The organism is Oceanobacillus halophilus, assembly GCF_003628505.1.
Classification (GTDB): Bacteria; Bacillota; Bacilli; order Bacillales; family Amphibacillaceae; genus Oceanobacillus; species Oceanobacillus halophilus.
This window is the reverse complement of record NZ_RBZP01000001.1, coordinates 108,328-122,121: the sequence shown is the minus strand read 5'-3', so window position 1 is coordinate 122,121 and position 13,794 is coordinate 108,328. Positions and strand designations below refer to the sequence as shown.

The 13,794-nt window shown below is 35.2% G+C and carries 12 protein-coding genes and 1 pseudogene; 3 read left to right on the top strand and 10 right to left on the bottom strand.

Annotation, left to right across the window (positions count from 1 at the left end):
* Positions 1–2 precede the first annotated feature (2 nt).
* The 4 genes from D8M06_RS00660 to D8M06_RS00645 all read right to left on the bottom strand — a co-directional run bounded on the left by D8M06_RS00660 (position 3) and on the right by D8M06_RS00645 (position 4,815).
* Positions 3–1,586, bottom strand: a complete 1,584-nt coding sequence (locus D8M06_RS00660; protein ID WP_121202429.1) for a dihydrolipoyllysine-residue acetyltransferase — start codon at positions 1,584–1,586, stop codon at positions 3–5.
* 17 nt (positions 1,587–1,603) lie between these two features.
* A complete protein-coding gene (locus tag D8M06_RS00655) occupies positions 1,604–2,581 on the bottom strand; it encodes an alpha-ketoacid dehydrogenase subunit beta (protein WP_121202428.1) in 978 nt (325 codons plus the stop codon).
* 3 nt (positions 2,582–2,584) lie between these two features.
* Positions 2,585–3,637 carry a pyruvate dehydrogenase (acetyl-transferring) E1 component subunit alpha gene (gene pdhA / locus D8M06_RS00650; protein ID WP_194074609.1) on the bottom strand — a complete coding sequence of 351 codons (1,053 nt, stop codon included), beginning with the start codon at positions 3,635–3,637 and terminating at the stop codon, positions 2,585–2,587.
* 482 nt (positions 3,638–4,119) lie between these two features.
* Positions 4,120–4,815 carry a YkyA family protein gene (locus D8M06_RS00645; protein WP_241558781.1) on the bottom strand — a complete coding sequence of 232 codons (696 nt, stop codon included), beginning with the start codon at positions 4,813–4,815 and terminating at the stop codon, positions 4,120–4,122.
* Positions 4,816–5,057: 242 nt separating this feature from the next.
* Between D8M06_RS00645 and def the strand changes: the two genes are divergently transcribed.
* From def to rnjA, 3 genes are all read left to right on the top strand, one after another.
* On the top strand, positions 5,058–5,609 hold the full coding sequence (gene def, locus D8M06_RS00640) for a peptide deformylase (RefSeq protein ID WP_121202426.1): 552 nt from the start codon (positions 5,058–5,060) through the stop codon (positions 5,607–5,609).
* A 623-nt stretch (positions 5,610–6,232) separates the two neighbouring features.
* Entirely contained in the window at positions 6,233–6,448 is a 216-nt protein-coding gene (locus tag D8M06_RS00635; protein WP_121202425.1) for a DNA-dependent RNA polymerase subunit epsilon, read from the top strand.
* Positions 6,449–6,451: 3 nt separating this feature from the next.
* Positions 6,452–8,119 carry a ribonuclease J1 gene (gene rnjA, locus D8M06_RS00630; RefSeq protein ID WP_121202424.1) on the top strand — a complete coding sequence of 556 codons (1,668 nt, stop codon included), beginning with the start codon at positions 6,452–6,454 and terminating at the stop codon, positions 8,117–8,119.
* A gap of 54 nt (positions 8,120–8,173) precedes the next feature.
* Here the strand turns inward: rnjA and D8M06_RS00625 are convergent, their stop codons facing one another.
* The 6 genes and pseudogenes from D8M06_RS00625 to cbpB form a co-directional block, all read right to left on the bottom strand.
* Positions 8,174–8,842: a potassium channel family protein gene (locus D8M06_RS00625; protein ID WP_121202423.1), complete on the bottom strand. Its 669-nt coding sequence runs from the start codon at positions 8,840–8,842 to the stop codon at positions 8,174–8,176.
* Between the two features lie 233 nt (positions 8,843–9,075).
* Entirely contained in the window at positions 9,076–10,914 is a 1,839-nt protein-coding gene (locus tag D8M06_RS00620) for an ABC transporter ATP-binding protein (protein ID WP_121202422.1), read from the bottom strand.
* Between the two features lie 19 nt (positions 10,915–10,933).
* Positions 10,934–11,824 carry an ABC transporter ATP-binding protein gene (locus D8M06_RS20380; RefSeq protein WP_421904160.1) on the bottom strand — a complete coding sequence of 297 codons (891 nt, stop codon included), beginning with the start codon at positions 11,822–11,824 and terminating at the stop codon, positions 10,934–10,936.
* Between the two features lie 9 nt (positions 11,825–11,833).
* Positions 11,834–12,694, bottom strand: a pseudogene (locus D8M06_RS20375) (ABC transporter transmembrane domain-containing protein); the annotation flags it as partial.
* Positions 12,695–12,904: 210 nt separating this feature from the next.
* The gene (locus D8M06_RS00610; RefSeq protein WP_121202420.1) at positions 12,905–13,147 is read right to left on the bottom strand and encodes a YkuS family protein; all 243 of its coding nucleotides are present in this window, start codon (positions 13,145–13,147) and stop codon (positions 12,905–12,907) included.
* 116 nt (positions 13,148–13,263) lie between these two features.
* Entirely contained in the window at positions 13,264–13,719 is a 456-nt protein-coding gene (cbpB, locus tag D8M06_RS00605) for a cyclic-di-AMP-binding protein CbpB (protein ID WP_121202419.1), read from the bottom strand.
* Positions 13,720–13,794: the final 75 nt, after the last annotated feature.

Here is a 13,794-nt window from a genome sequence, read left to right as displayed (position 1 = left end):
ACCTACGCCTCCATCATGATTAATTGTGGATCACTTAATAAACGTTTCATTTGGTTAAGAGCTTGTTGAGCTGTAGCACCATCTACAATACGGTGGTCAAAACTTAAGGATAGTGCAAGTACTGGTGCAATTGCCACCTCTCCATCTTTAACTACAGGTTTTTCAGCAATACGACCTATACCTAAAATAGCTACTTCCGGATGGTTAATAACAGGTGTAAACCATTGCCCACCAGCAGAACCAATGTTTGTAATAGTACTTGAAGCTCCTTGCATCTCTCCAGGTGCTAGTTTACCACTTCTTGCCTTATCTGCCAATTCATTGATTTCCTGTGAAATTCCAAAAATGGATTTTCTGTCCGCATTTTTTACTACTGGTACTAATAATCCTTTATCAGTATCAGCAGCAATACCAATATTGTAGTAATGTTTTTGTACAATTTCATCTGTTGAATCATCAATAGATGCATTTAATATCGGATATTGTTTTAATGCAGAGACAAGTGCTTTAACAACATATGGTAGATAGGTTAATTTAATTCCTTGATCTAAGCCAACTTGTTTGAATCTCTTACGATGAGCAACTAACTCTGTTACATCAACTTCATCTAATAATGTAACGTGAGGAGCCGTTCTCTTCGAATTAACCATCGCACCCGCAATCGCTTTACGGATACCTGACATTTTTTCTCTTGTTTCTGGGAATTCTTCTCCAGCAGAAACATATGGTTTCTTAGGCGCTTCTTCTTTCGGAGTTGATTTAGCAGACTTAGCAGTTTCTGTTTTTGTTTCTGTAGTCTTAGTAGCCTGCTCCCCATTTGCAAATGCATCAATATCTTCTTTAAGAATACGTCCATTTTTACCAGAGCCAGAAACTTCTGAGATATTAACATTGTTTTCACGTGCATATTTTCTTACCGATGGCATTGCAATAACACGTTTACCTTCATTATTATTATCTGCGTTAGATACACTTTCTTTTGCTTGAGATGGTTTTTCATCAGAAGTATCTGCTGAACTTTCTTGAGACTCATATCCCTCTGCCTCAAATGTTATGAACACATCTCCAACAGTAGCGACTTCTCCTTCTCCAACGTGAACCTGTTTAACCGTACCATCCACTGGTGAAGGTATTTCTACGACTGCTTTATCATTTTGAACTTCACAAAGTACATCGTCTTCTTTTACTTCGTCGCCTTCTTTATAGAACCATTTTACGATTTCGCCTTCTGCAATCCCTTCACCGATATCTGGGAATTTAAATTCAAAGGTTCCTTTAGAAGAACCTGTTTCTGCAGGCTTAGCATCATTTTTTGGTTCTGGTTCGTTAGACTCTTCAGATTCATAGCCCTCAGCATCAAATGTAATGAAAATGTTCCCTACCGTTGCTACTTCTCCTTCACCAACATGAATCTTTTTAACCGTTCCATCCACCGGAGAAGGAATTTCTACGACTGCTTTATCATTTTGAACTTCACAAAGCACATCATCTTCTTTTACTTCATCGCCTTCTTTATAAAACCATTTTACGATTTCGCCTTCTGCTATTCCTTCACCGATATCTGGGAATTTAAATTCAAATGCCATTATTTGTACCTCCTGTTTTAGAAATTGATTACAGTGTTTACTTTCTCTATGATGTCTTTATGGTTTGGAAGCCATACTTCTTCAGCATCGGAGAATGCATATACCGTATCTGGTGCCGCTACACGTAACACTGGTGCTTCAAGATGCAAAATTGCTCTTTCTTGAATTTCAGAAACCACATTCGCAGCTACACCAGCTTGTTTTTGTGCTTCCTGCACAACTACTGCACGATTCGTTTTCTTCACTGATTCTAAGATAGTTTCTATATCAATAGGTGAAACTGTACGAAGGTCGATTACCTCAGCAGAAATCCCATCTTTTTCAAGTTCTTCTGCAGCTTTCAGACAGGAATGAACCATTGCACCATAGGATACTAATGTAACGTCTTTTCCTTCACGTTTCACATCTGCTTTACCTAATTCAACTGTGTACTCTTCTTCCGGAACTTCTTCACGGAATGAGCGGTATAGTTTCATATGCTCTAAGAAGACAACTGGATCATTATCGCGAATTGCAGAAATCAATAATCCTTTTGCTTCATACGGTGTGGAAGGAATAACTACTTTTAATCCTGGCTGTTGTGCCATTAATCCTTCTAATGAATCAGCATGTAATTCTGGAGTATGTACCCCACCACCAAATGGAGCACGAACAGTGATTGGCATATGCCATCTGCCACCAGAACGATAACGCATACGAGCCATTTGGCCACTAATTGAGTCCATTACTTCATAAACGAAGCCGAAAAATTGGATTTCAGGTACAGGACGATAGCCTTGTGTTGCAAGACCAATAGCTAAACCACCGATTCCTGATTCAGCTAACGGTGTATCGTATACGCGGTCTTCACCAAATTCAGCTTGAAGTCCTTCAGTAGCACGGAATACACCACCGTTTTTACCAACATCCTCACCAAACACAAGCACGTTTTCATCATTTTTTAATTCTGTGCGCATTGCATCAGTGATTGCTTGTATCATTGTCATTTGTGCCATGATTTATTTCGACTCCTTCTCTTTGTATTCTTCCATTTGTTCTTGCAAATTACTAGGAAGTTCTTCATACATATACCCAATTAAATCCGTAACTTTTTGTTTTGGATATTTTTCTGCTTCTTTAATCGCATTCTTAATATCTTCTTTTGCTTCTTCAATTACTTTATTTTCTTCTTCTTCGGACCATAATTTCTTAGCTTCTAAGAATTTACGGAAGCGCACTAATGGGTCTTTTTTCGCCCACTCATTGTCCATTTCTTCAGAACGATAACGTGTTGGATCATCACCAGACATAGTATGTGGTCCGTAACGATATGTTAGTGTTTCGATTAACATTGGACCTTCTCCTGCTACAGCGCGATCGCGAGCGTGTTTTGTTGCTGCATAAACAGCCAGAACATCCATTCCATCGACTTGGATCCCTTCAATACCTGCTGCAACAGCTTTTTGAGCTAATGTAGTTGCATTAGTTTGTAATTCTCTAGGCACAGAGATTGCAAAACCATTATTTTGAACAACGAAAATCGCTGGAGCCTTGTACGCACCTGCAAAGTTAATTCCTTCATAGAAGTCACCTTGAGAAGTACCACCATCACCTGTATAAGTGATTGCTACTGTTTTCGCACCACGTTTCTTCATTCCTAATGCCACACCAGCGGTTTGAACATATTGTGCACCGATAATAATTTGAGGACTTAATGCTTGTAAATCCTCAGGCATTTGGTTTCCGTGAAAATGTCCTTTAGAGAATAAGAACGCTTGATACAACGGAAGTCCTTGCCAAATAAGCTGAGGTACATCGCGGTATCCAGGTAAAACAAAGTCATCTTTTTCTAAAGCAAATTGACTTCCTAATTGTGAAGCTTCCTGCCCTGCTGTTGGCGCATAGAAACCTAAGCGGCCTTGACGGTTTAAAGCAATAGAACGCTGATCTAAGATTCGTGTATATACCATACGGCGCATTAATTCCTTTAATTGATCGTCAGACAGATCTGGCATATCATCTTTATTTACTACTTCTCCATCCTCATTTAGGATTTGGAATGTCTCGAACATACTTTCAACATCTTTTAATACATGTTTCAAAATAGTTCACCTCTTCCTTTCTTTAACCCAAAATTTTATTTTCAGTCTTAGCTTTTCCAAAAAACGAAAAAACTGTACTTCTTATTTATAATTCTTGTACCCTTTTTCTTGTTTTTAAATCACTTCTAAAATCGGTGCGTATGTAAACCTGTTATAAAAACTACCGAAAAATAACTGGTACAATTATTAACTAAACTAAATATATCGTAATCATGAGCAAAGGTCAATTACTTTGTTTCATTTTATTTCATTTGTCAATAGACTCACTATCAGGATACCCATTTCACAAACACCGTAATCAAAAAACTGTTATAATAAGTGACAAAAACTGTATTAATATAAGTTGTAACAACATGGAATTATAAATGATCAAGCATCCTATTTATTCTCATTTGAAATTCAACAAAAAAAGGACTGATTCCAAAAAAAATGAAATTAGTCCCTTTTTCATATTATTTATTGTCATTCTCTTCATCTGAAGTTGGGTTCTCTTCAAAATCTACTTCAATTCCTGCTATTTCATAGAATTCTTTTTTTAGATTATTGTACTCAACTGTAAACTCATTAAACTGTTCGTTAGCCTCCAACACTTCTTGATAGCTTTCATTAATATTATTTATGTGTTCTGTAAGTTCGTCTTGCTCTAAATCTTCTTGTTGGAGCATTTCGTATAATTTCTTTTCTAAATCTAAGGAGACTATATATGCTTCATTCAGTTGATCATAGGATCTATACCTTTCTTCCATCACTTCGAACATTTCTTCTGCTTTAGCTTTAACTTCTTCATCTTTAATTTCTTTTATAAGACCCTCAGTTTCTTTGAACTCACTTTCAGATGAATCAATACTTTCCTTCTCCAAATCAATTAACTCTGCTCTTTCACCTATTATTTGTATCGCTTCTTGTGACAATTCAGTAATCTGATCAAACTCATCCATATCCAAATCTATAATTTGACTATAAATCTGTTGTTCCTTCCGTTCCAATTCTGTAATTTCGTTTTGCTGTTTTTCAAATTCCGCTTCCAAGCGAACTGCTTCTTCTAAATGTGTGTACATTTTTTCCTCAATCGTTTCACTATTACATCCAGATAAAACTACTATAATACCTATCATCACCAATAACTGTTTCGTTTTTTTTAATATCACTTACTTTTATCCCTCCAGCATACCATTACTACTTTAATTATGTTTTACAGTATATCATAAATCATACAACAATTAGTTCAATGAGATAGCCTTCTCGTACAAATATATGATTTTTCTAATTAACATATGTTAAAATATTGAATTGACATAGGTCTACACGAGGAGCTTGCGAAATTACCAAAATAAAATAAGAAATCCTTTTGTGTTTAATCAAATCTAAATTAGATAGAGGAGTATGAAACATGATTACAATGAAAGATATCGTTCGTGAAGGGCATCCATCTCTAGTAACTGTGGCTAAAGAAGTTCCCCTTCCGATTAACGACGAGGAAAAGCAATTATTAGATGATATGCAAACGTTCTTAAAGAATAGTCAGGATGAAGAAATTGCAAAGGAATATAATTTACGCGCAGGTGTAGGTTTAGCTGCACCACAATTAGGAATTGAAAAGCGTATTATCGCAATCCACTTTGAAGATGCTGATGGTAACTTATACAGCTACGGTCTAGTCAATCCGAAAATTATAAGTCATTCTGTAGAAGGTGCGTATTTAGCTGGTGGGGAAGGATGTTTATCTGTTGATCGACCAGTAGAAGGTTATGTCCCCCGTCACAGAAGAATTACTGTTACTGCAACAGACAAGGATGGCAATCCTGTAAAACTACGCTTAAAAGGCTATCCTGCTATTGTATTCCAGCATGAAATTGATCATTTAAATGGAATAATGTTCTATGACCACATCAATAAAGAGAATCCATTTCATGTTCCAGAAAATTCTGTACCAATTGAATAGTTATTTTTTAAGTGTCCGATTGCGGGCACTTTTTTTAAGGGTTCTAATTATTTTCTGCTAGATATTATTTATATGCATAAATATCTTAAGTTAGTAAAACCTAGAAATAGCAAAATCCCCTTTAAGTAATAATAACTATTTTTCCGTAAATAATGGATTTTTATTTCAATATTTCCAGAAACATACTATAATATATATTAAGAGGGATTGGAACGGTAGATGTTTTTTATTGCTTTTCTTGATTATTTGAAAGGAGACGTGCATCATCATGTTAAAACGCCTTAAAGAAAAGCTCAAGAAACGTTGGAAGGAATTTTTAGGAAAAGAAGGACGTGTACCTACTACTTTTGAAAAAGACTACCATTAAATTTACCAATCAATATTCTATAGATGACTTATGTATCCATGTAGCCACGGACGGAATGTAGCTGCTTAACGTGAATAGTCCAAATGACTGATTGCAAACAGACCGTTGGATATGGACAAGGCCATTTATAACCAGGTTATTTATTAAGTATTTCACAAGTACCATAACTTTAGCAGGTTAACTTTACTTATATGGAACGGATATTTAATAACACATCATAATTACTAAATAAAAAGAAATTGATAGGAGAGATGAAATGATATTTAAAGTATTATATCAAGAATTAGCGGATGAGATACCTGTTCGAGAACGTACTAAAAGTCTGTACGTAGAAGCAGAATCCGTCCGCCAAGTACGTGACAAATTAATTGAAAAAGGCTATAAAATTAATATCGAACATATCCAGCAACTTGACGAGGCTCATTTAGAATACGAAAAGAAATCCGAAGACTTTGAACTGGAGAATGTATAAATAATGAAATTCGTTAAAAATGATCAAACAGCTATTTATGCATTAGGTGGATTAGGCGAAATCGGAAAAAATATGTATGCCGTTCAATTTCAGGATGAAATAATCATTATTGACTCAGGTATTAAATTTCCTGAAGATGAATTACTCGGTATAGATTATGTAATTCCTGATTTTACTTACCTCGTACAAAATCAGGATAAAATTAAAGGATTGTTTATTACTCACGGACACGAAGATCATATTGGTGGAATACCATACCTCTTGCGTGAGATTAACATACCTATATACGCTGGAAAACTTGCCCTAGGATTAATTCGCAATAAATTAGATGAGCATGGATTATTAAGAAACGCAAAGTTAACTACTATTCAAGAAGATGATGTTATTAAATTCCGTAAAACCTCTGTAGCGTTTTTCCGTACTACTCATAGTATTCCAGACGCTTTTGGGATAGTTGTCAAAACCCCACCTGGCAATATCGTGCATACAGGTGACTTCAAATTTGACTTCACCCCTGTTGGTGAACCTGCTAATTTAACAAAAATGGCTGAAATAGGAAAAGAAGGAGTACTATGCTTGCTTTCTGACAGCACAAATAGTGAAGTACCTGGCTTTACGATGTCCGAGAGAATAGTAGGAGATAGTATTAATGATATCTTCAGTCGTGTTGATGGACGTTTAATCTTTGCTACTTTCGCTTCAAATATCTACCGATTGCAACAAGTTGTTGAATCAGCTGTTAAACACAACCGTAAAGTTGCTGTATTTGGACGAAGCATGGAAAATGCCATTAACTTGGGACAGGAATTAGGCTACATTCAAGTTCCAAAAGAAACCTTTATAGATGGAAATCAAATCAATCGATTACCAGCTCATGAGGTAACCATTTTATGTACTGGTTCTCAAGGGGAAGCAATGGCAGCATTGTCCAGAATAGCTAATGGTACACACAGACAGATACAACTAATTCCTGGAGACACTGTAGTATTTTCTTCTTCTCCAATCCCTGGAAATACCATTAGTGTGTCTAAGATTATCAACAAATTATACCGTGCAGGCGCTGATGTCATTCACGGAAAACTAAACAATATCCATACATCTGGTCATGGTAGCCAAGAAGAGCAAAAACTTATGTTGCGATTAATCAAACCAAAGTATTTCATGCCTATTCATGGCGAATATCGAATGTTAAAAGAGCATGTAAAACTAGCTACATCCTGTGATGTTGATCCAGATAATTGTTTTGTAATGGATAACGGTGATGTCCTTGCCTTAGGTAAAGATAATGCTTCCATTGCAGGAAAAATTCCATCTGCTTCCATTTATGTTGATGGTAGTGGTATTGGAGATATCGGAAATATTGTTCTAAGAGACCGCAGAATCTTATCTGAAGAAGGTCTGGTTATTGTAGTTGTCAGCATAAATATGAAAGAATTTAAAATAGCTGCTGGACCAGACATTATATCTCGTGGATTTGTATACATGAGAGAATCTGAAGATCTAATAAATGAAGCACAAAAACTAGTATCTAAACACTTGGATAAAGTTATGGAAAGAAAGACAAGTCAGTGGTCTGAGATTAAGAATGAAATTACAGATACCATTGCTCCTTTCCTATATGAAAAAACAAAACGCAGACCAATGGTACTGCCAATAATAATGGAAATATAAGAAAGAGGGATTGCAAAATGCAATCCCTCTTTTAATTCTTTTAACACCTAATCATTAGTCATCGATAACAAGATGTTTTTCGAATCTTGATAAATCTATATCAGCTCCTATCACAATTAAAACATCATCTCCTCTTAGTGCATCATCTGCTTGAGGTGAGACGTTAATTTCCTTTCCTCGTTTGATAGCAACAACATTACATCCATAATTAGCACGAATATCAAGTTCGACTAAAGATTTACCTACCATCTTCTTCCCGACTTTCACTTCCGCAATGCTGTGATCATCAGATAATTCCAAGTAGTCTAAGATGTTATTGGATATGAAGTTATGTGCCAGTCTTTTTCCCATATCACGTTCGGGATGAACCACTTGATCAGCACCGATTTTATTTAATATTTTTTCATGATAATCATTTTGTGCTTTTACAGTCACTTTTTTTACACCTAAATCTTTTAAAATAACTGTAGTTAAGATACTGGCTTGGATATTCTCTCCAATAGCGACGATTACATGTTCAAAGTTTGAGATACCAATTTCTTTAAGAGAATCTTCATCGGTTGAATCCAAAATTACGGCGTGAGAAGCTATGTTCTTAAATTCATTTACTTTGTCTTCATCACTATCAATTGCTAATACCGGCATCCCCTCTTCACTTAATTCACGACAAATACTTCCTCCAAAACGTCCAAGACCAATTACAGCAAATTCTTTTTTCTTCATTACAATTCCTCCGAGAAACACCTTTTTATGTATATATCAATGTCACCATTTTATCATAATAAAAAAGGAAAAGAAGCAAATAAATAATTTATTTATCCCCTCTCCCCCACTTATCCTAGAACCTTTTCTATAAGATTGTTGCTTTTAAAATGACTTTACTTTACATTTTATATAGACTGTTTATATCTTAAATTTAAAATACTGCTCAATACCCGTAACGGAATATGGCAAAATTATATCGCATCCAACATTTGAAATTGTGATTTAACTAGCTCATGGTATTTGCCTCTTTGATTCATTAAATCATTATGGTTTCCATTTTCAAGCACTTTTCCATTTTCCAAAACAAAGATATTGTCCGCTTCTCGAATGGTGGATAAACGGTGTGCGATAATAATGGATGTTCTCCCATTTAGGAGTTTCTTAAGTGCTTTTTGAATTTTTACTTCCGATTCAGTATCTATACTAGCTGTTGCTTCGTCAAGAATAATAATACTTGGATTTGCTAAAAGAGCTCTTGCGAATGAGAGAAGCTGCCTTTCACCAGCAGACAGAATGTTACCTCGTTCCTCCACTTCTGTCCAATATCCATCATTTAAACGAAGGATAAAATCATTTGCTCCTACTACTTTGGCCGCCTCAACAACTTCCTCATCAGTGGCATCAGGTCTGCCAAAACGAATATTTTCCATAATAGTTCCTGAGAAAATAAATGTATCTTGCAATACTACACTTATTTTACTGCGAAGACTATCCAATTTCACATCCCTTAAATCCTGCCCATCAATCTTCACAGACCCATTCGTTGGATCATAAAACCGACTGATTAAATTAGCAATAGTTGATTTACCACTACCCGTATGTCCAACCAAAGCTATTGTTTGCCCTTCTTTCATCTCCAATGAAATCTTTTCAAGCGCAGTACGGCCATTGTCATAAGAAAACTCCACATCTTCAAATTCAATATGCCCTCTCATATTAGTAAATTCAAAGGCATTATTTTTTTCTTTTACGTTAGGCTGCTCATCCAAAAATTCAAAAATACGCTCCGAGGATGCCATGGCCATTAATAATTGATTATACATTTGTCCCAACCTGGATATTGGTTCCCAGAACATACCTAAGAAAAAAGCAAAGGATACAAATGTACCGATAGCAATACCACCATTTTCTTCACCTAATAAAATTAAATATGCCCCGAAAGCGATTAATATAATAGTTCCTATTGCATCACTCAAATCAACAAGTGGGCGAAAAGCTGCACTTTTCTTCGCTGCATCCCGAAAACTATGAAAATATCCGGAATTTACTCCATCGAAAAATTCTGCATTCTCTTTTTCCTGTGAAAAAGATTGCGTAATACGCATTCCTTGTATGCTTTCGTTCAAATGAGAATTTAAACGAGATTGATGAATACGTACCTGCTGCCATGAGCGACGAATCTTCCTTCGAAGTTTTGTTGAGATATAAAACATTAACGGTATAACCACCACAACAGCTATTGCAAGCTGTGGACTTAAAACAAATAAAATAACCAAAATTCCTATTAATGTGACCATATCCATCAATAAATTAATAATCCCGTTTGTAAAAAGTTCTTGTAACGAGTTTACGTCATTTAAAATTCTAACAAGAATGGAACCAGCAGAACGTGTATCAAAAAAACGATGTGACAACCGTTGTACATGCGAGAATAAATGCTGGCGCAAATCATAAATGACGTTTTGCCCCAAAATATTGACCCATTTAATTCGAAATGTATTTGCCACATAATTTAGTACATACAATATTCCAATCCCAATAACTAGGTTCGTTAGTAGGTTCGTATCCCTTTGCAGAATGGCAATATCAATTGCTACTTTACCAACAAGAACCGGAACACTTAATCGTACTATTGTTGATATAAGCATTGCAATAATGGCACCTGGCAAATAAGTCCGTGCGTATGGTTTTACATATTGCAGCAACCGCCACATTTGCTTCCAATTAAAGGGCTTTTCGATTGCGGTATCTACAGTATAATGGAATCTATTTGAATGACGACTCTTTTTACCTGTTTTCGTCTTGCCCATATAATAACGCCACCTCTCCTTAGTGATTACCTGCTGGCTTTAAGATTTCTTCCTTATCTTGATATTGGATATTATATATATTTTCATAAGCACCATTATTACTTAATAATTCACTATGTGTACCACGCTCTACAATCTCACCATCATTCAGTACTAAAATTTCATCAGCATGTTTTAAGGACGAGATTCGATGAGCGATGATAAATGAAGTTCTTCCTTTCATAACCTCTTTTAATGCTTTTTGTATTTCAAACTCTGTTTCCATATCTACCGCACTCGTTGCGTCATCCAAGACTAGAATACTAGGGTTTATACAAATAGCTCTTGCAATTGCAATTCGTTGTTTCTGCCCACCAGAAAGCCCCATTCCGCGTTCGCCAAGAATCGTATGATATCCATCTGGCATGCTCATGATAAAGTCGTGTGCCTGGGCACGTTTAGCTGCATCTACTATTTGTTCATCTGTTACGTCTGAATTTCCATAAGAAATGTTTTCCTTTATAGTTGTAGAGAATAGGAAAGGTTCTTGTAAGACAAAACCAATATTCTTGCGTAATGCCTTTAGCTTATAATCAGCCACCGGTCTCCCATCAATAAGAATCTCCCCTTTTTCTGGTTCATAAAAACGAGTAATTAATTGAGTAATACTTGTTTTACCAGAACCTGTGGGACCTATTAATCCAATAATCTTCCCTTTCGGTGCTTCAAAGCTTATATTTTTTAATGCTGAATCGTCATTTTCTGAATAGGTTAACGTGACATTTTTAAAAGAAACATGGCCCTTAATCGGTACTTCTATTGCATCACTTTTTTCCTCAATGTCTTCTTTCGCTTCTAATATCTCAAGCAGTCGTTCCCCAGATGCTTTTGCTTGAGAAAATTGGTTGATAACAAATCCGAAGTTCTGCAACGGTCCTAAGATATACCAAACCAAACTAAAAAAAGCAACGAGTTCTCCTAAAGTTAAATTATTATTTATGACGAGCATTCCACCGTATGCAAGCAATACTACCACACTAATATTCCCTATAAGTTCCATCATCGGGAAGTACTTTGACCAAATTTTTGAAGTATCTAAATACGTATGTTTATAATGATTATTACTAGTAGAAAAACGATCAATTTCAAAGTCTTCTCTCGATAATGACTTTACCGTGTTTATTCCACTAACATTTTCTTGAATTCGTGTATTAAGACTTCCCATTGACTTTCTTACTTTTCTGAATGCTGGGTGTACACGTTTATCAAATTGCAAAACAACAATAATGAGAAAAGGCATTGCAGCCATTGTGACAAAGGCAAGTGGAATAGAAAAATAGAACATCACACTTAAACTAATGCTAATTAATGTAACGATTCGTATCAGTTCTGCAAATCCTGCAGAAAGAAAGAAACGAAACCCTTCAACATCAGAGGTTAAGCGTGACATAATATCACCTGTTTTGGCATTATCATAAAACTTGAATGCCAATGACTGTAATTTATCATACAAAGACTCACGAAGTTTATAAACAGATGTCATCCCAAAAATATCACCCAGATATTGAAATGAGAAAGTTGATATACCTTTTAATACCATCAGACCAAGAAATATCATAGAAATATAGGGTATTAACTCATACCTGTCTTGCAGTACCACTTCATCGATTGTAACTTGAAGAATAATCGGATACACAACCGTTATTGCAGTGACAAAAATTAAAAAGAATAATGACCAAAATAAAAATTTCTTATGCGGCCAATAATATTGTTTTAACTTTTTAAATGTATTCAAACTCATTCCCCCTCCTGATGTTGTTTTCCCGTAACTACTAATATAACGGTTTCCGAAATAAATTGCTATAGTTTTATTTAAATTTTTTAAAAATTTGTGGGACGTTTTTCGACTAAATCATTGAAAATATCTTGTGCAATATATAGACTTTATTATATATAGACAAAAAAACAGACTCAGAATAACTGAGTCTGTTTCTTATTTCTAATCACTCATTTATGTCATTTTCTGATTAACCATTTGAACAATATCCTGTGCCGCTAATCCATGTGCATTAATAACTGATCCTTCTGTACTGACATCAGCCATACCCATTACATCTTTATCCTGACCGGAAATAATGCAGCAGTCACATCCAGTTGCGTCCGATTCAGATCTAAGATCAACAACTTCATGACCCATTTCCATTAAAGCTGCCTTAACATCTGTCAGCGTCCCTTCTACTCCAATACGTGCCATAAGTATTTCCTCCTCTAATTGAGATTTACAGAGTTAGTTTCTACTAATTCATACAAAATATGCAATATCTCAATTGGAAAGAATGTGATCAGATCATACTAATGACAAAATAGTAATTACTTATTAAAAAGTTTTGAAGTATATATTTCTTTTTTTAGCTCTTTTAAAATAGCTCTTCTAGTTAATATCCCATCAAAATAGTTATGTTTATCTACAACACAGACGAAAGCATGATCAATCATTGAATTTAATCCATCCAATAGATTATCATCTTTAGATAAAGTAGGTATATCTTGATTCATCACATCTTTGACCCGTATTTCCGAAAGTTTTTCCGTTTCAAATCGTTCCATGCCCAAAATTTGATTTAAAATGACCGTTTTACCAATAACTCCTGCTAATTTATAAGTTGAATCTAATACAGGAACAGCAGCATATCCAGATTTGACCAATACTAATAATGCATGTTCTAATGGGTTATTCATCTGTACGTGTGCTACTTTTTCAGAGGGAATCATTAATTTAGCCACAGAAATATCTGTGAGCTGCCTATCTTCTTGTAACATACTCATACTTAAACTCCCCTTTCAAAAACTAAAACAATAAAACTGTACACGTTTTCTTTCCGACAATAATAAGTTTACCAT